The sequence below is a fragment of the Micromonospora sp. WMMD710 genome, from assembly GCF_029626045.1.
Classification (GTDB): Bacteria; Actinomycetota; Actinomycetes; order Mycobacteriales; family Micromonosporaceae; genus Micromonospora.
Map to the genome: position 1 here is coordinate 1,269,399 of NZ_JARUBD010000001.1, position 17,307 is coordinate 1,286,705.

At 70.6% G+C, this 17,307-nt stretch carries 15 protein-coding genes; 2 read left to right on the top strand and 13 right to left on the bottom strand.

Going from position 1 to position 17,307, the window contains the following annotated elements; all coding sequences use genetic code 11:
• From O7620_RS05740 to O7620_RS05770, 7 genes are all read right to left on the bottom strand, one after another.
• A complete protein-coding gene (locus tag O7620_RS05740) occupies positions 1-828 on the bottom strand; it encodes an ABC transporter permease (RefSeq protein ID WP_278122168.1) in 828 nt (275 codons plus the stop codon).
• Positions 825-1,805 carry an ATP-binding cassette domain-containing protein gene (locus O7620_RS05745; protein ID WP_278122169.1) on the bottom strand — a complete coding sequence of 327 codons (981 nt, stop codon included), beginning with the start codon at positions 1,803-1,805 and terminating at the stop codon, positions 825-827. The genes O7620_RS05740 and O7620_RS05745 overlap by 4 nt, the downstream gene beginning before the upstream one ends.
• Before the next feature lie 167 nt (positions 1,806-1,972).
• Positions 1,973-2,833, bottom strand: coding sequence for a hypothetical protein (locus tag O7620_RS05750; protein WP_278122170.1), 861 nt, complete (start codon positions 2,831-2,833; stop codon positions 1,973-1,975).
• A 347-nt stretch (positions 2,834-3,180) separates the two neighbouring features.
• Positions 3,181-4,896, bottom strand: a complete 1,716-nt coding sequence (locus tag O7620_RS05755; RefSeq protein WP_278122171.1) for an ABC transporter ATP-binding protein — start codon at positions 4,894-4,896, stop codon at positions 3,181-3,183.
• Complete coding sequence (locus O7620_RS05760; RefSeq protein WP_278122172.1) at positions 4,893-6,557, bottom strand: ABC transporter substrate-binding protein; 1,665 nt, start codon at positions 6,555-6,557, stop codon at positions 4,893-4,895. The genes O7620_RS05755 and O7620_RS05760 overlap by 4 nt, the downstream gene beginning before the upstream one ends.
• Before the next feature lie 28 nt (positions 6,558-6,585).
• Complete coding sequence (locus tag O7620_RS05765; RefSeq protein ID WP_278122173.1) at positions 6,586-7,578, bottom strand: ABC transporter permease; 993 nt, start codon at positions 7,576-7,578, stop codon at positions 6,586-6,588.
• The gene (locus O7620_RS05770; protein ID WP_278122174.1) at positions 7,575-8,531 is read right to left on the bottom strand and encodes an ABC transporter permease; all 957 of its coding nucleotides are present in this window, start codon (positions 8,529-8,531) and stop codon (positions 7,575-7,577) included. The genes O7620_RS05765 and O7620_RS05770 overlap by 4 nt, the downstream gene beginning before the upstream one ends.
• A gap of 300 nt (positions 8,532-8,831) precedes the next feature.
• Here O7620_RS05770 and O7620_RS05775 point away from each other — a divergent pair, with 300 nt between their 5' ends.
• Complete coding sequence (locus tag O7620_RS05775) at positions 8,832-9,626, top strand: serine protease (RefSeq protein ID WP_278122175.1); 795 nt, start codon at positions 8,832-8,834, stop codon at positions 9,624-9,626.
• 58 nt (positions 9,627-9,684) lie between these two features.
• On the opposite strand, the gene O7620_RS05780 is transcribed toward O7620_RS05775, so the two are convergent.
• From O7620_RS05780 to O7620_RS05800, 5 genes are all read right to left on the bottom strand, one after another.
• Complete coding sequence (locus tag O7620_RS05780; protein WP_278122176.1) at positions 9,685-10,620, bottom strand: acetamidase/formamidase family protein; 936 nt, start codon at positions 10,618-10,620, stop codon at positions 9,685-9,687.
• 23 nt (positions 10,621-10,643) lie between these two features.
• Positions 10,644-11,516, bottom strand: coding sequence for an alpha/beta hydrolase (locus O7620_RS05785; protein WP_225854549.1), 873 nt, complete (start codon positions 11,514-11,516; stop codon positions 10,644-10,646).
• A gap of 10 nt (positions 11,517-11,526) precedes the next feature.
• Positions 11,527-12,582, bottom strand: a complete 1,056-nt coding sequence (locus O7620_RS05790; RefSeq protein WP_278122177.1) for a hypothetical protein — start codon at positions 12,580-12,582, stop codon at positions 11,527-11,529.
• Between the two features lie 80 nt (positions 12,583-12,662).
• A complete protein-coding gene (locus O7620_RS05795; RefSeq protein WP_278122178.1) occupies positions 12,663-14,081 on the bottom strand; it encodes a WGR domain-containing protein in 1,419 nt (472 codons plus the stop codon).
• 150 nt (positions 14,082-14,231) lie between these two features.
• A complete protein-coding gene (locus O7620_RS05800) occupies positions 14,232-15,305 on the bottom strand; it encodes a hypothetical protein (RefSeq protein WP_278122179.1) in 1,074 nt (357 codons plus the stop codon).
• 326 nt (positions 15,306-15,631) lie between these two features.
• On the opposite strand from O7620_RS05800, the gene O7620_RS05805 reads away from it, so the two are divergent.
• Positions 15,632-16,390 (top strand): cellulose binding domain-containing protein, encoded by a 759-nt coding sequence (locus O7620_RS05805; RefSeq protein WP_278122180.1) that lies wholly within the window; start codon positions 15,632-15,634, stop codon positions 16,388-16,390.
• A 55-nt stretch (positions 16,391-16,445) separates the two neighbouring features.
• Here O7620_RS05805 and O7620_RS05810 read toward each other — a convergent pair whose 3' ends face one another.
• A complete protein-coding gene (locus O7620_RS05810) occupies positions 16,446-17,243 on the bottom strand; it encodes an SAM-dependent methyltransferase (RefSeq protein WP_278122181.1) in 798 nt (265 codons plus the stop codon).
• Positions 17,244-17,307 lie beyond the last annotated feature (64 nt).

A 17,307-nucleotide genomic window follows, 5' to 3' on the forward strand; every position in this document is an offset into this window, starting at 1 on the left:
TCAGATCTTCTTGCGGTACGCGCGCAGCGCCAGCGGCATGAACACCGCCACGAAGCCCGCACACCAGGCGAGGGTCCACCACACGTGCCCGTCGAGCGGGGTGCCGAGGAACAGCCCGCGTACCGCCGCCACCAGGTGGGTCATCGGGTTGACGTTGACGAAGGCCTGCATCCAGCCCGGCAGCGTGTCGGCGCTGACGAACACGTTGGACGCGAAGCTCAACGGCATGATCAGCGCGAACATCAGGCCCTGCACGGCGCCCGGGGTGCGTACCTTCATCGACACGTAGACCGGCAGCCAGCTCAGGCAGAGCGCGAACAGCACGGCGAGCACGCAGCCGGCGATCGCCCGCAGCGGGTCGGTGTCGATCCGGAAACCCATCAGGTAGCCGATGGCGAGGGTCGACACCGTGACGATCACGTAGCGGACGACGTCGCCCAGGACCGCGCCGACCAGCGGCGCGGAGCGGGGGATCGGCAGCGAGCGGAACCGGTCGAAGATGCCCTTGGCGATGTCGGTGTTGAGGTTGACGCCGATCGCGATGGCGCCGGTGGCGATGGTCTGCGCGAGGATTCCGGGTAGCAGGAACTGCAGGTAGTCGTGGGTCGATCCGGCGACCGCGCCGCCGAAGATGTACACGAAGATGACGAGGAACAGCACCGGTTGCAGCGTGACGTCGATCAGCGCCTCGGGCGTACGCCAGGTCTTGATGAGGCTGCGCTTGGCGAGCGCGAGGGAGTGCCGCACGAGCCGGAACGGTCGCGGGTTCGGGGCGGCCGTGGACAGGACGGGGCTCGCCGTGGGTGGTGTGCCGACCAGGGTGCTCATGCCGCGACCTCCGTGCGGTGGGTGGTGTCGTCCTCGGATGCCGTACGGCCGGTGAGGGTGAAGAACACCTCGTCGAGACTCGGCAGGTGCAGGGAGAGTTCGGTGACCGCGATGCCGGCGGCGGCGAACCGCGCGACGCTCGCGGTCAGGGCCCGGTCGTCGGTGACCGGCACCGCGAGCACGCCCTTGCGGATCTCGTCGGCCTGCCCGCCGGAGCCGACCTCGGACAGGATCGCCGCGATCCGGGGCAGGTCCGCGAGGTCGGACGGGCGGACCTCGAGGGTCTGCCCGCCGACCACCCGCTTGAGCCCTTCCGGGGTGTCGTGCGCGATGACCCGGCCGTGGTCGATCACCGTGATCGCGTCGGCGAGCGCGTCGGCCTCCTCGAGGTACTGCGTGGTGAGCAGCACCGTCGAGCCGTTGGTGACCAGTGACCGGACCACGTCCCACATGTCCTCGCGCTTGGCCGGGTCGAGGCCGGTCGTCGGCTCGTCCAGGAAGATCACATCCGGTGATCCGACCAGGCTGGCGGCCAGGTCGAGCCGCCGGCGCATGCCGCCGGAGTAGGTCTTGGCCTGCCGGTTGGCGGCGTCGGTCAGGTCGAACCAGTCGAGCAGTTCGGCGGCCCGCCGACGGGCGCCGGCGCGGCCCAGCTCCAGCAGCGTCCCGAACAGTTCCAGGTTCTGCCGGCCGGTCAGGTCCTCGTCGACCGAGGCGTACTGACCGGTGAGGCCGATGCTCTGCCGGACCCGCTCGGCGTCGCGGACGACGTCGAAGCCGCCGATCCGGGCGGTGCCGGAGTCCGGGGTGAGGAGCGTGGAGAGGATACGCACGGCGGTGGTCTTGCCGGCGCCGTTGGGGCCGAGCACCCCGAGCACCGTTCCACGGGGTACGGCGAGGTCGACGCCCTGCAGCGCCCTCGTCTTCCCGAAGTTCTTGACGAGGCCCTCGGCCTCGATCACCAGATCAGCTGTCATGTCGAACAGCGTGCGCCAACCGCCTGACATGGCACTGACAGGGCACCGACACGCCCCCGAGAAGGCCGCCGGGCCTTTTCCCGCGGCGGGTCTGTTCCGAGGTCAGCCGCAGGTCGGCCCTGCTCGCCGCCTTGCTCGGTGACACCACTTGGTGATCAAGGCCAGGATCATCGACCTGGCCCGGCTGGCGCACCGCCGTTCAGAGCGTGTGCGCCGATGCGGGCTTGGTCGGCGGGTGGGCTGCTCGGCCGGCTGTGAGAACTCGGCCGTCGGTGAGGGGCGGTATCCGAGTGTGTGCTCGTGCTCAGCCGGGCTGCCGCGACGGTGGCGCTGTTAGGCGACTGCGGTGCTGGTCGTGACGGGCTGTGCAGGGGCAGGATCGGCTCGCGGGTGTCTGCCAGCCGCCCGGGTTGTTGGCCGTCGAGATACCAGGCGGTGGCCCCGAGAACGATGGCGCTGAAACCGCCGGCCGGGTGGCTTTTGCCCATAGCGTTGTACCATCCGTAGACCGCGGACGCACCGGTATGAACGAGACCGGCCGCCAGCCGTCGCACATTGCCTTGACCGCCCTTCTGCCAGAACGCGTACGCCTCCTCGCCAATCGCTTTCACGCCGGAAAGACCGGTCAGTGCGATCCCGGTACCGTAGATCGGACCCGCGATCTTGCTATTCCCGTCGTTCCATTTCAAGAAGATTCCCGCACCCTGTGGAAGGTAGGGGCAGAGGGTGATCGCCCGTTCCGTCATGCTGGACGGACAGGGATACCAGTTGTCGCGTGGGGCTTCTCTCACCTGAAGGGCGCTGTCGCCGACACGAAATTCTCCGCCCGGTGCGACCCACACCCTCGCCTGCCGCTCCAGATCATCCGCGACTCGGCTGGCCGAACGCATCAGATCGGGAGCGATTTCGGCGGGCGCGCCGGTCGTTGCATTCGCCGCCGCCGTAACAGTGTCTAGCCTGACGCCGGGAGTGCCGGAATCCACTGTTCCACGGTTGTCATTGCTATCGTCCACCCGCGAGTTTGGCACCAATGCTCCTTTTGAATGACTTCACCGATCATCGTAAAGGGCGCTCCGGGCGAGGGCTTTGCGCAGGAGAATATTTCACGCGTTCATGACGGAAGACCGCCCTTTCTTTACGCCTTTTACATGAGGTGGAACGGGAGATCTGCCCGCTCCGTGCTCGCGGTGGTCGCTATCGCGCGATGATGACCCCACGGGTGGGGCCGGGGGCGAGCCGGCCCGGAGTCCGTTGCGCGGTGAGCCCGGACCCCGCTTCGACGGCGCGGCACGTCCGTGTCCGTCCGGGGCCCGACATCCTCGGGATTCACCGGGAGCTGCCGCAGGCCGGCATCGCGTCGTCCGCCGGCCCGACCTCAGGCGGTGAGCTGCTGCCAGGCACGCCGTCGCAGGGCCTGCCGGGCCGGGTCGGCGACCGGCGCCGCCGCCAGCAGCCGCGCGGTGTACGGGTGCCGCGGCGCCCGCAGCACCGTGGTCGCGGGGCCCTCCTCCACGACCCGACCTCGGTGCAGCACGGCCACTCGATCGGCCAGTTGCTCGACCACCGCCAGGTCGTGGCTGATGAACAGGCACGAGAAGCCGAACCGTCGCTGCACCGATCGGAGCAGCTCCAGGATCCGCGCCTGCACGGAGACGTCCAACGCGCTGGTGGGCTCGTCCGCGATCAACAACGCCGGGTTCAGGGCGATGGCCCGCGCGACGGCCACCCGCTGTCGTTGCCCGCCGGACATCTCGTACGGGTGCCGGTCGCGCAGGCGCGTCGGCAACTCGACCGCTTCCAGCAACTCGTCGACACGGCGAGGTTGGGCGTCCGGCCGCAGATCGGTGTGCAGCGAGAGCGGTTCGGCGATGCTGGCGCCGACCGTCCGGCGGGGGTTCAGCGACGACGCGGGATCCTGGAAGACGATGCCGAGTCGGGAACGGAACGTGCGCAGTTCACGGCGGTTGGCCCGTCCCACCTCGACTCCGGCGACGGTTACCGTCCCCGCGGCCACCGGTACGAGGCCGGCCAGTGCCCGGCCGAGCGTCGACTTCCCGCTGCCGGACTCGCCGACCAGAGCCACCAGTTCGCCCTGGTCGATGTGCAACGAGACGTCGTTCACCGCCCGCACCGGCTGGCCGCGCCGCCGCCCCGGGTACTCGACGACGACGTTGCGCAGGAGCACGGCGGGTGCGACGCCGGCCGACGTCTCGGCCGGTGGCGTCTCCGGCGTCTCCAGCGGCTTCGGCTGGGCGAGCCGCAGCTCCGGCAGTGTGGGGACGGCTCGCAGCAACGCCCGGGTGTACTCGTGTCGTGGCGTGGCGAAGAGCTGGGCCGCGGCAGCCTGTTCGACGATCTGACCGTCGCGCAGCACGACCACCTCATCGGCGACGTCGGCCACCACACCCATGTCGTGGGTGATGAGGAGGACGGCCATGTCGAGCCGGGTCCGCAGGCCGCGCAGCAGGTCGAGGATGCCGGCCTGCACGGTCACGTCCAGTGCGGTGGTCGGCTCGTCCGCGATCAGCAGGACCGGGTCGCAGCTGATGGCCATCGCGATCATCGCTCGCTGGAGCTGACCGCCGGAGAGTTCGTGCGGGTACGAGCGTGCCACTCGCGCGGGGTCGTCCAGGCCGACGGTGGAGAGCAGTTCCAGCACCCGGGCGGCGACCGCGGAGCGACTCGACGGGCGGTGCGCGCGGATCGCCTCGCCGACCTGGTCGCCGATGGTGAAGACCGGGTTGAGCGCGGTCATCGGCTCCTGGAAGATCGTGCCGATCCGGCCGCCGCGTATGTCCCGCAGCAGACCCTGCTCGGCGCCGATCAACTCGGTGCCCGCGAGGGTGATGCTGCCGCTGACCCGGGCGGTGGCCGGGAGCAGGCCCAGGGCGGCCATCGCGGTGACGCTCTTGCCCGAACCGGATTCGCCGACCAGGGCGAGGATCTGCCCGGCGTGCACCTCGAAGGACGCGTCGTGCACGGCCGTGTGCGTGTCGCCATCCACCTCGAACGAGACGGCCAGCCCGGCCACCGCGAGCAGCGGTGACCGGGTGGCCTTCGCGAGGTGTGGCTCCGTGGAGGAAACCGTCATCCCTGCTTCAGCGATACCTTCAGGTAGTTCGGGTAGGCCGGGAAGGATGGCACGTAGAAGTTCTGCACCTTCGAGCCGTGCAGGAACGAGTTCTTCGTGTAGGTGAGCGGCACGATCGGCGCGTCCTGCAGGATGCGCTTGTCGGCCTGCGCCCACAGGGCCTGTGCCTTCGCCGGGTCGGTCTCGGCCGTGGCCTGCGCGATCAGCGTGTCGACCTCGGGCTGCGAGTAGCGCGCGATGTTGTAGCCACCGCGGCCGATCTCGCTGGACGCGAACAGCGGCTGGATGTTGCCGTTGGCGCTAGGGAAGTCCGGCTGCCAGCTGGAGACGGTCAGGTCGTAGTCACCCTTCTCGCCGGTGACCTCGGCGGTCCAGGCATCCCCGTCCACCGGCTTGATGGTCACCGTGATGCCCACCCGCTGCAGGCCCTGCTGGATGGCCTGGGCCTTGGCGAGGTTCGGCTGATCGTTCTCGGACAGCAGCGTGAGGTTCAGGCTCGTCTGCCCCGCCTCGCCGAGCAGCTGCCTCGCCTTGTCGACGTCCCCCGACGGGTCGGCCGGGTAGAGGTTGTAGTCGACCCGCCCGGCGATGCCCGGGGTGATCAGGGTGCTGGCCAGCTCGCCGCCGATGGCACCACCGGAGGCGACCTGGTAGGCCCGCTTGTCCACGGCGTACTGGATGGCCTGGCGGACCTTGACGTCCTTCAGCGGCCCACGCTGGGTGTTGAGCGCCAGGTAGGACAGCGCGCCGGCGTCCGAGGTGACCAGCCGCTGCTTCGCGCTCGCGTTCTGCTCGATCTGCGCGAGTTGGGCGGGTGCCACGAAGCCGGCGCCGAAGGCGGAGCGGTCGTCACCCGAGTCGGCGATGAGCCGCTGCGACTGGACCGTGGTGTCCTGGCCGAGCTGGAAGGTGATCTGGTCGGGCCCGGCGGTGCGTACCGGATCGGTGGCCGCGTCCCAGTTCGGGTTGCGGGTCAGCTTGACCGCGACACCCTGCTGGTACGACTGGACCTGGTAGGGGCCGGACGCGACCGGGTTCTGGGTGTACTTCTTCGGGTCGTCCTTCGCCTTCGGCACGGGCGTGAACGCCGGCATGGAGACGATCCAGGGCCAGTCGCCGTACGCCGTCTTGAGGTGGAAGACGATGGTCCGCGCGTCCGGCGTCTCGACCGACGCCAGGTCCGCCCCGGAGTACGGTCCCTTGTACTCGGTCCCGCCCACCAGCAGGCTCTTGTGGTAGCCGAGGCCGCCGGAGAGTTCGGGCGCGAAGGAGCGCTCAATGCCGTACTTGACGTCGCCGGCGGTGATCGCCGCGCCGTCGGCGTACTTGAGACCGTCCTTCAGCGTGAAGGTCCAGGTCTTGCCGCCGTCGGTGGTCTTACCGGTGTCCGTGGCCAGATCCGGCACCACCTGTGCCGCCTCCCCCGGCTTGACCTCCCAGGTGGTGAGCCGGCGCAGCACCAGACCGAGGGTGGTGATCGCCAGGTTCTGGCTCTTGGCGGGGTCGAAGTTGATGTCGCTGGCGGCGTTGAGGATGGTCAGCGATCCACCCTTCTCGGTGCCTGCGTTCGACCCGCCGGCGGCCGGTTTCTGGTCCGGATTCGCGTTGCATCCGGCCAGGGCGAGGACGACCGCGAGCGCGACCGCGCTACGTCTTTTCATCGGTGCCTTCCTTTCGTTGTCTGGCGCGTCAGCGCGCCACCCTCGGGTCCAGGACGCCGTAGACCAGGTCCACGAGGAAGTTGGCGAGGATGATGAGGAACGCGGAGAAGAGGGTGATCCCGATGATCAACGGGAGGTCGACGTTGCCGACCGCGTCGAGCAACAGGGCGCCCAGGCCGGGCATGCTGAACACCCGTTCGGTGATGACCGCGCCCCCGAGCAGCGACCCGAGGTCGAGCCCGAACACGGTGACCACCGGGATGAGGACGTTGCGCAGGGCATGGCGGCCGGCGACCCGGCGTTCCCGCAGCCCTTTGGCCCGGGCCGTGCGGATGTAGTCCTCACCGAGCACCTCCAGCATCTGGCCCCGCGTCAGCCGCGCGTAGACCGCCGCGGAGATCAGGGCGAGCACGCCCCAGGGCAACACCAGGTGCCACAACCAGCCCACCGGATCCTCGGTCAGGGGCACGTACCCGTTGACCGGCACCATGTTGAGGGTGAAGCCGAACAGCAGGATGCCGAGCAGCCCCACCAGGTAGCTGGGCGCCGAGACACCGATCGTCGAGAACGTCATCGCCGCCCGGTCGATCGCGGTTCCGCGTCGGACGGCCGAGACGACCCCGGCCGCCACGCCGATGAACAGCCAGAGCAGTGCGGCGCCGATGGCGATGGAGAAGGTGACCGGGATGCGCTCCAGGATGAGGTGGGTGACCGAGTCGTTGAGCCGGAACGAGTAGCCGAAGCAGGGCGCCGCGCAGTGCACGGCGGCGACCCCGGAGCCGAACGTGCGGCCGGCGAAGATGCCCCCGAGGAAGGCGAGGTACTGCTGCGCCCAGGGCTGGTCGTAGCCCATGAACGCGCGGGCGTCGGCGAGCCGCTCGGGTGTGCAGGGGCGACCGCAGGACAGCTGCGCCGGATCGCTGGGCAGCAGAACGAACACCACGTACGTGATCAGGCTGATCACGAGCAGCGTGACGATCATGCCGAACAGGCGTGCGGAGATCAGTCGGAGGAGTCTCATCGCCGCAGCCCTCGGGTCTTCGGGTCGAACGCGTCGCGCAGGCCGTCGCCGAGCAGGTTGAAGGCCAGCGTGGCGAGGAAGAGCGCCCCGCCGGGGAAGACCAGGAACATCGGGTCGGTCTGGACCCAGCCGATCGCGTCGCCGATCGAGCGGCCCCACGCGGGGGTCGGCGGCGGCACCCCGACACCGAGGAAGGAGAGCGCGGCCTCAGCCCCGATCATCGAAGGGATCATGATCGTGGCGTAGACGATGATCGTGGCGGTGAGGTTGGGCAGGAGTTGCCGCACGAGCAGGTTCCAGCCGCCGGCGCCGAGCGCGACCGAGGCGACCACGAAGGTGCGCTGCTTCAACGCGAGGGTCTGACTGCGGACCACCCGGGCGATCGAGGGCCAGCCGAAGATCGCGAGGACGCCGACGAGGAGCAGCGGCTTCGGGAGGCTGGTGGGGGCGATCGCGCCGAGCGCGATCACGAAAATCAGGTACGGGAAGCCGAGCAGGACGTCGATGATCCGGGTGACGACCCGGTCGTACCAGCCGCCGTAGAAGCCGGCGGTGAGGCCGACGGCGACTCCCAACAGCAGCGACGCGGCGGTCGCTCCGGCGCCGACCAGGATGGAGGTGCGGGCGCCGTGGACCACGATCGCGAAGAGGTCCCGTCCGGTCATCGGCTCCACCCCGAACCAGTGCTCGCCGCTGATGCCGCCACCGAAGCCCTTCGGCGCGCCGGAGTCCGACAGGGCGTCAAGGTCGTACGTGTAGGGGTCCTGGCCCGCGAGGGCGCAGAGCGCCGGCGCGGCCGCCGCCACGATGAGGAAGAGGGCGACGCCCCCGGCGCCGGCCGCCGCCCAGCGGTCGGCTGCCAGTTGGTGCCACAGGTGGCGGGCACCTCTGCGGCGGGTCTGGCCGCCCGGCCGGGTCGGTGCCGGCGGCGCGAGATGGGTGTCGGTGGACACGTGGATTCCCTACCGGGCTGGGGTGGGGTGGACCGGAGAACTCAGCGCTCCCGGCGACGCTGCCGCCCACGCTGACCCCGGACATGCTCCGACAGTCGTGCCGCGGAAATCCAGGAGGAGAGACCTACAACACATACCGGTTAGGTAGGTTATCGATGGGCCGGGTGTGGGCGGCCCGATCCATACCGTCGGGGTACGACCCAGAGAGGATGATCCATTCAATCCATCCCGATCAATAGGATGACCGCTATCTCGATCAGGTGCGCTCACGAGGCGTGCCGTAGCGATGCGGAGGAATGCATGGTTCGCTGGCGCACCCTCACCGGCCTTCTGGCCACCGCGCTGGCCGCGGTGACCGCGGCCAGCCTCACTCTCACGGCTCCGGCGGCCGCCGCCGACAGCCCGGTCACGCCAAACGTCGTCGGCGGCACCCGAGCCGCCCAGGGCGAGTTCCCGTTCATGGTGCGTCTCTCGATGGGCTGCGGCGGTGCCCTGTACAGCCCCCAACTGGTGCTCACCGCGGCGCACTGCGTGGGCGCCACCGGCACCAACACCAGCATCACCGCGACACTCGGTGTCGTCGACCTCCAGTCGTCGAGCCGGATCACCGTCCGGTCGAACTACGTCTACCGGGCCCCCGGCTACAACGGCGCCGGCCGGGACTGGGCGCTGATCCGGCTGGCCACCCCGGTCACCGGCTTGAGCACCCTGAAGATCGCCAACACGACCGCCTACGACAGCGGCACCTTCACCGTCGCCGGCTGGGGCGCGGCCCGCGAGGGCGGCGCCCAGCAGCGCTACCTGCTCAAGGCGACCGTCCCATTCGTCAGCGACTCGACCTGCAACTCCTACTACGGCGGCGAGATCATCGCCGCCCAGGAGATCTGCGCCGGATACGCCAGCGGCGGCGTCGACACCTGCCAGGGTGACTCGGGTGGCCCGATGTTCCGCCGCGACGCCAACAACGCCTGGATCCAGGTCGGCATCGTCAGCTGGGGCAACGGCTGCGCCCGGCCCAACTACCCGGGCGTCTACACCCAGGTGAGCTACTTCGCCTCGACGATCGCCTCGGCCGCCGCGAGCCTCGGCGGCTGACCGTACGACCCGGCGGGCGGCACGGACGGATCGTCGTCCGGGCCGCCCGAACCGGTCGTCATCCGGAAAAGCGCAGCGCGTCGTCGCGGAGCACCGCGTGGGCGCCGACGGTTTGATTGACGATCTGCGTCACCCGTACGTCGACCGCGACGCTGGCCAGCGCGGCAGCGTCCGCCCGGCTGAGCTGGTGCGACCGTTGCAGCAGGGTCAGCATCGAGTCCAGGGCCATGAACGTGGCGTCGTCCAGGGACGCGCCGACGCCGAGCGTCAGCCAGGCGTCCGGGGTACGCGCCACCGGGCCGGTGACCGGGAAGTCGTCCCGGACGTCGAAGGTCAACGTCACCTCCTCCATCGGGCACTCGATCGCCGTGCCGCCGACCTCCCCGTCGCCCTGTGCGGCGTGCCCGTCACCGACGGAGAACAGCGCCCCGTCGACCGGGATCGGCAGCAGCAGGGTGCTGCCGGCGGTCAGATCCTTGCAGTCCAGGTTGCCGCCGTGCGGTCGAGGCGGAGTCGTCGAGTACCGCCCCGGCTCGGCCGGCGGCATCCCGAGCACCCCCATGAAGGGACGCAGCGCGACCGTGTGGCCGTGCTGGTTGCGGCCGGTCATCGCCACCGGGTCCAGCTCCCAGGCGTGCACCACCCCTTCGTGCTCGACGCCGTAGCGCTGGTTGAAGCCGCTCGGCCAGCCACCGGCCACCGTGGTGCCCCAGGTGCCCGGGGTGATCGCGTCCACGCGTACCGCAAGGGTCTGACCGGCGCGCGCACCGCGCACCGCGACCGGACCGATCAACGCGTGGCCGTGGTCCGGTCGGTGCTGCGGCACCCGGGGACGGTCCCGGTTGTGCCCACCGGGGTACGGGCCGGCCGACCACCAGCAGTCCAGGGTGCGGTACGTGACGGTGTCGCCGGGGTCGATGGTCAGCACCGGCGCGAAGTCGGCCGAGAAGTGACCGTGCAGGGTGTCGTCGTCCGGCGTGAGGGTGTGTCGCATCCGCGCATGCTAAGCCCCGCGGGTCAGCCGTCCAGCACATCCCGCAGCCGTGCGGCGAACTCCGCGGGCTTGCCCGCGTAACCGAACTCGCCGCCGAGGAACCCGCCGTGATGGCTCGGGAACACCGTCGCCTCCTGGCCGAGCAACGCCGCGAGGCCCAGGGCGGTACGCGCCGTGTACGTCCCCGCCGACTCCTCGCCGACCGCGACCACGACCCGGGTGGGCGCGGCGGTGAGCAGGCTCGCGTCGGGACGGTAGTCGGTGACGGCCCACGAGTTCTTCGACAGCAGCGGGTCGTCGCGGCTGCCGTCGTCGTCGGCCGACATGCCGAACATCGCCGGATCGGGGGCGGGCTGGGCGAAGTAGGCGTCGGTGAACTCGCCCTGCCAGGACGTCATCGCGATGAACGAGGCCATCCCGGCACCGCGGCCCTTCGCCTGGTACGCCTCGTAGAAGGCGGCCCGGGCGCGCTCGGCGGCCTCGGCGTCGGGAAGCACGGCGTTGATCGGCGGTTCGTGCGCCACCAACGTCGCGACGTCGTCGGGGTGGGTGGCGACCAGTTCCAGCGCGGTCACCGCGCCGCCGCTGCTGGCCAGCACGTCGACCGGACCGGCGCCGAGCGCCTCGACCAGCGAGTGCAGGTCGGCGGCCTGCTGCTGCGGCGTGTTGTCGGACCGGCCGTCCGTGCGGACGCTGCGGCCCAGGCCGCGCGGGTCGTAGGTGACGACGGTGCGGTCAGTGAAGTGCGGGGCGAGCGCTCCGAAGCCGTCCGCCGTCATCGGCTGGCCGATCATGAGCAACGCACGATGGCCGCCGACGGGGGGTAGCGGGCCGCGAACGTCGTAGACCAGGTCGACACCGGGAAGCGGGAGGGTGTGCGTCTGGATGTCCGTCATGACGGTGAGACTACGGCCGCCGGGACCGGATCGGGGTCCGGTGCGGGCCGTCGGCGTTTCGACCGTCCGAGACGTCGATCGCGGCGTCGACGACCTCCGGCAACCGCCGGGCCACCCCCGCGAGGAGGTCCGCGACCTGGACGCGTGGGTCGTCACGGGAGTCGACCATCACCAACCCGGCCAGGGGTGACACACCGTCGGGCAGCTGCGGGCCGGTCGCGAGCGCACCATCCCGCTCGGCGTCGACCGCCGACGCGCCGCCGCCGGCCAACGTCCGCTGGAGGCGGGTCAACCGGTCCGCCGTCAGGGCGCTCTGCTCGTCGTGGGTCACCAGCACCTGCCGCCGGCCGGCGCTCCAGGACAGGACCGTCTCGGCCAGCGCCGGCAGCAGCGGCTCTAGCGGTGGGGGAACGGACCGGTCGTCGGTGTCGAGCCGGGCCACCACGGCACCCACCCGGCTCGGGTCGAGCCCGTCGAGGACCGTGCCGGCCGCCGCGCCGAGCGGGTGTCGCCGCAGCGCATCGCGGGCCTGGAAGAACCGCTGTAGCGTCCGCTGCACCGGAAGCCGACGCTTCATCCGGACGAGATCGACGAACGCCGCCAGGAAGGCGTCCCAGTCGCTTCCGGCCGAGCGTCCGGCCTCGTACAGGGCGAGCGCCGCCGGACGGTGGTCGCGGGTCAGGCGGGTGCCGGCCGCGTACGACGGCTCGGCCAGCAGGAAATCGACGATCCGGGTGACGAGAAAGAACTCCTTGTCGATCAGGTGGACGTGCGCACGGCCCGCCAGCGACGCCAGGAACCACTGCACCGCCTCATCCGCGCCCGGCCGCCGCAGGAACTGCCCGGACTTCATCTCCTGCGGCGAGAACCGGAACCCGGAGCGCAGCGCGGTGATGAGGGCGACGGCCTCGTCGACGACCAGGTCGACACTCGCGTGCGTGATCACCGGGGCGGTCGAGTGCAACAGGTTGGTGCCCGAGAATCCCGATTCGTCGCAGGCGATCCGCACGACGGCGCCAACCACCGCACCCCCCGGCGGTAGCCCGCCCTGAAGCGGCGACCTCACGCCCCAGCTCCCACCATGCCGACCATGGTCGCCCGCGCACCCGAACGGGACAACCCGATTGCGGATGGCGGGCAGCGGGATCAACGGAGCCGGCGGATGTCCCCGTACGCCCGGTAGAAGCCACCCCGGCCGGACTCGCGGACCTCGGTCACCAGGTAGCGTGCGCCCGGCTCGCGGATGCCCTTGGGGAACTGCACGGACCAGTCGCGCCGGTAGCCATCGGACACCACCTGCACCCGCAGCCGCCCCCGGTCGTCCAGGCACTGCACCACCACGCCCGCGCCCGCGTCACCGGTCACCTCGACGATCGTCGGCTGCACGGTGCGCGGCGCCTCGCGGGGAGCCTTGATGTCGCGGACCTGCGGCACGTCGCCGACCTGGGCCGCCCGGATCGCCGGCTCGCTGGCGTCGATGCAGGCCAGGTGACCACCGGTGGTCACCACGTAGAGCCGGCCGTGGTGATACTGCATCGAGTACGCCGAGCCGCAGCCGGTGCCGAGCTTCCACAGTCGGGTGCCGGCCGCGTCGAAGCAGTAGATCGAGGACTGGCTGTCGCCGGCGAAGACGTACTCGCCGCCCTGGGCGGTCGCGCAGGAGAAGACCGGGGCGTCGCACCGGTAGCCGCGTTCGACCCGACCGTCCTTGGCCAGCCGCACCACCTCCCGGGTGCCCGTCCCGGCGAACACGCTGGCGCGCTCCTGCCAACCGAACAGCACCGAACCGGTCCTCGTGTGCCACAGCTCGCGGCCGGTACGCCAGTCGTAGCCGGTTACCCCCTGGGAGTGGCCGTGGTAGAGCGCGTCGGCGTCGCAGCGCACCATCCAGGCCGAACGCCCCCGGCCGGGCCGGCGCCAGAGGAACTCGTCCTCGTGATCGATGGCGGCGATCCCGCCGTCCGCGTCCGAGACGCCGAGGACGCCGTCGTGGATGTCCAGCCAGTAGATGTCGATCTCCGGTGCGATCGCGTACGCGACCCGGGGCACCTTGCCGGAGAGGTCGTAGACGTTGCCGTCGTCGCAGCCCGCGTAGATCCAGGCGTCGTCGGCGACGATGCACTTCACCCCGTCGGGGAGGCGGACCTGGCCGCGCACCTGGGCATCGTGCCCGAGGGTGGTGATCACCCCGTGCTCGTTGCCGACCATGCAGTGCTCGTCGTCGACGAAGATGCCGAACGCGGGAGCGCCGGAGTCGTAGCGCCAGAGCACCGGCGCGGTGTGCGCCGTGGAGCGGGTGCTGACGATCTGCCGCCGGGAGACGCTGCGCTTCTGGCGGACGCCGGGGACCGCCGGAGCATACCCCTTGCGGACCTTCTCGCCGATCTTCTTCGCCGCCGCCGCGCGGGCCCGGGCATTGTCCGGGAAGGCGCTCGCCTTGACCTGCCCCTGGTCGCCGATCCGGCCGTAGCGCACGGTCAGCGTGGTGTCGTCGACGACGACCTCGTAGAACTTGTGCGCACCGTCCACTTCGGACAGTTCGAGGTAGGTCGTCTCCTGGGACATGGTGGCCTCCGAGGGGGTCAGCTACCGGCCCGACATGGCCGGCGCGGCGACAGTGACCACACGGTAACCGCCACCACCGACAAGATCCGTCGCCGTGGACGGTGCCGCGCGCGGCCGGCTCCCCAGGTCGGCCGCGCGCGCACCGGTCGATCAGTCGACGACCGGCGGTGCCGTCCTCGCGGCCTCGGCGAGCGCCGCCGCAGCCCCCGCGTACGGGTTGTAGCTGTAGGTACGGGCCAGGCCGGCCGGCGTGGTGAAGTACTCGGCGGACAGCTTCGCCGGGTCACTGGCCAGCTCGCCACGTGCCGGCACGTCGTTGCCGTCGTCCCAGCCCCACGGCGCGTTGGCCGAGTTCGTCGAGCAACTCCAGGTGCCGACGCCGCAGTCGCCGGAGGTGTCACCGGCGAACGTGCCGAGCCCGGCGAACAGGCTCGAGTTGGCGCGCTGCGCCCACAGGCCGTCGGCGGCGAAGATGTCGATCAGCTGGTACCGGACGTCCCGGTCGTTGCCGTCGCTCGGGGTCTCGGCGACCGTCGACGGGTAGTACACGAGGCCGTCGCCGTTGATGGCGTACTGCGGATAGGCCTTGAGGCCGTGGCCCTGTGCCTCCTGCGCGGTCACCGGGTGCCCGAACGTGTCGTGCGGCGACGACTGGAACTGCAGCGTGCCGTCGACGCTCTCGCGGCCGCTGGTCCACGTGCTGCCGGCCGGCGTGTACGAGAAGAAGTCGCTGTGCGCGACGGTGACCGCCGCGCGCAGGACTCCGTACGCGGAGCCGTCACGCTCGATTGCGAACAGGACGCCCTCGCCGTCGTTCTCGTGCTCGGTCTCGAAGAACGGGTGGTCGGTCCAGTCCCGAGGGTGGAAGAACAGGTACGTGACGTACCAGTGGGTGCTGGTCTCGACGACGGAGTAGTAGGCGTGCGCGGCGAGCGACGTCCCGCTCTGCCCGGTCCGCTCCCAGTTGTTGCGACCGTTCAGGTCGCCGTCGAAGTCGACCTTGGTGATGTAGTCGGACTGGCCGCCGAGCGCGTGTGAGCCGGTGGCGTCGACGTCCTGGTAGTGGATGGGTGCCCAGCGCAGGGCGAGTTCCGCCCGGCTGACGGCCGCGACGGCGGGCGTCGGCACCGCGAGTTGGGTGGCCGCCAGCACGGCCGCGGCACCCGCCGCGGTCAGTGCCCTCGCCACCCGGGATCGCCGGATCGTGCTGCTTCTGTCGAGCATGGTGTGCTCCCGCGTCCGAGTTGATGAATCTCGATGGATCATTCTCGGCCCGGGTACCCGCCGCGTGTCCGTCCGGCGACGGGAAAACGGACGATGTTCGACAGGATCGCGACAGCCTTGTATCGACGCACGTCGAATGCCATGCTGTGGTTCGGTCGTGCTCGGGAGCCAGCGCGCACCACATCTTCTCCGGTCCACGGGGCACACGAGGTGGCCATGCCGCCCGTGTCGGGCAATCCTCGTCGGCGACCGGACACCCGAGCGCGGCACCGCCCACACCCTCGGTCACCGGTGCCCGGCAACCACCGGAGGTACCGATGCTTCGCATGATCCTCGCTGTCACGACCATGGCGGTGGCCGCCTGGAATCCGGCGGGCAGCGCCGCCCAGCCGACACCGACGCCGTCGGTCACGCAGACGCAGACCCCGACACCGACGCAGACCCCGACCCCGACCCCGACGCCCACCCTGACCTGCCCACCGGCGTTGCCGATCACCGGCAGCGTCACCGGAGCCACCACGACCAGCCTGACCATCTCATACTCGATCTTCTTCCGGCCGCCCTGCGGCTACGACCCGCCGATCGTCGTCACCCTCTTCGCGGGCCGCGAGGACGCCACGAAGTGGCTGAATCCGGTGGCCCAGGCGGTCTCCGGCCCGGAGCGGAACGGGGCCGTCACCATCGGTGGGCTGACGCCCGACACGGAGTACTGGTACCGGTTCAGCGACACCGAGGGCCACCGAGATCCGTACGTCGTCGGTGGCCCGGCCCGTACGCTCGCCCCGTCGGCCTGCCGCGCGACGGCCACCATCGACGCCCGCTGGGGCACCGGCTTCGTCGCCACGGCCACCGTCCACAACACCGGGACGGAGCCGATCGACTCGTGGCGGGTCTCCTGGCGGTGGTCCGGGGACGAGCGCGTCCAGACGGTCTGGGGCGGCGTGGTCGAGACGACCGGACCCGATGTCACCGTGCGTAACGCCTCATACAACGGGACGGTGGCGCCCGGCGCCGCGACGACGTTCGGCCTGCTCGTGTCGACCAGCGTGGTGCCCGACGGGATGACGCTCACCTGCGGCCGGTGAACGACGACGCCCCGCTCCCGCCAGCACGGCGTGCGCGGGGCGTTCTCGGCGTCGGTCAGGGCTTGCGGGCCACCGCGCCGTACGCGTCGATGCCCTTCGCGTCGGCGTCCTCCGGGCGCCACAGCGGGATCGGCACCAGGCCGGGCTCGACCATCGTCAACCCCGAGAAGCACCTGGCGAGATCCTCCGGGCTACGCAGGATGTACGGGACACCGCCGTTCTCGGCCAGCCGGTCGGCGCCGGAGACGACCTCCGGACTGGTGTTGGTGCCGTCCCACAGCACCAGGTGACTGCCGGAGGCGGTCGCGTCCATCGTCCGGGAGACGATCGACCGCACCACGTCCAGGTCCGGTTCGTAGCCCATCACGCCCATGTACATCACGGCGATCGGCTGGTCGAAGTCGAGAGTCTGCGCCGCCTCGGCGAGGATCTTCTCCGGGTCGTGGTAGTCGGCGGGCACGTAGGTGGTGACACCCTCCGACGTCGCACTGGACAGCAGCGCCCGGGCGTGCACGAGGACCATCGGGTCGTTGTCGACGTAGACGATCCGCGCGTCGGGCGTGATCGCCTGCGCGACCGCGTGCGTGTTCTGCATGGTCGGCAGGCCGGTGCCGATGTCCAGGAACTGCCGGATGCCCGCCTCGGCGGCCAGGTAGCGGACGGCCCGCACCAGGAATACCCGGGACTGCTGCGCCATGACGACGATCTCCGGGTAGACCTCGGCCACGGCGTCGCCGGCCGCCCGGTCGGACTGGAAGTTGTCCTTGCCGCCCATCCAGTAGTTCCAGATCCGCGCCGCGTGCGGCACGTCGGGCTGAAGCTTCGCGGCGAGTTCGGCATCCGGGCCGGCCATGCCAGGCTCCTATCGAGGGGTTCGACGGACTACGTACACCAGAGCGGGATCGTACCCCCGTGCT

Bases quoted from the DNA above. Each gene is read 5' to 3' on its own strand.
- O7620_RS05740 (WP_278122168.1), bottom strand. From the start codon at position 828: ATGAGCACCCTGGTCGGCACACCACCCACGGCGAGCCCCGTCCTGTCC.
- O7620_RS05745 (WP_278122169.1), bottom strand. From the start codon at position 1,805: ATGACAGCTGATCTGGTGATCGAGGCCGAGGGCCTCGTCAAGAACTTC.
- O7620_RS05755 (WP_278122171.1), bottom strand. From the start codon at position 4,896: ATGACGGTTTCCTCCACGGAGCCACACCTCGCGAAGGCCACCCGGTCA.
- O7620_RS05760 (WP_278122172.1), bottom strand. From the start codon at position 6,557: ATGAAAAGACGTAGCGCGGTCGCGCTCGCGGTCGTCCTCGCCCTGGCC.
- O7620_RS05765 (WP_278122173.1), bottom strand. From the start codon at position 7,578: ATGAGACTCCTCCGACTGATCTCCGCACGCCTGTTCGGCATGATCGTC.
- O7620_RS05775 (WP_278122175.1), top strand. From the start codon at position 8,832: ATGGTTCGCTGGCGCACCCTCACCGGCCTTCTGGCCACCGCGCTGGCC.
- O7620_RS05780 (WP_278122176.1), bottom strand. From the start codon at position 10,620: ATGCGACACACCCTCACGCCGGACGACGACACCCTGCACGGTCACTTC.
- O7620_RS05785 (WP_225854549.1), bottom strand. From the start codon at position 11,516: ATGACGGACATCCAGACGCACACCCTCCCGCTTCCCGGTGTCGACCTG.
- O7620_RS05795 (WP_278122178.1), bottom strand. From the start codon at position 14,081: ATGTCCCAGGAGACGACCTACCTCGAACTGTCCGAAGTGGACGGTGCG.
- O7620_RS05800 (WP_278122179.1), bottom strand. From the start codon at position 15,305: ATGCTCGACAGAAGCAGCACGATCCGGCGATCCCGGGTGGCGAGGGCA.
- O7620_RS05805 (WP_278122180.1), top strand. From the start codon at position 15,632: ATGATCCTCGCTGTCACGACCATGGCGGTGGCCGCCTGGAATCCGGCG.
- O7620_RS05810 (WP_278122181.1), bottom strand. From the start codon at position 17,243: ATGGCCGGCCCGGATGCCGAACTCGCCGCGAAGCTTCAGCCCGACGTG.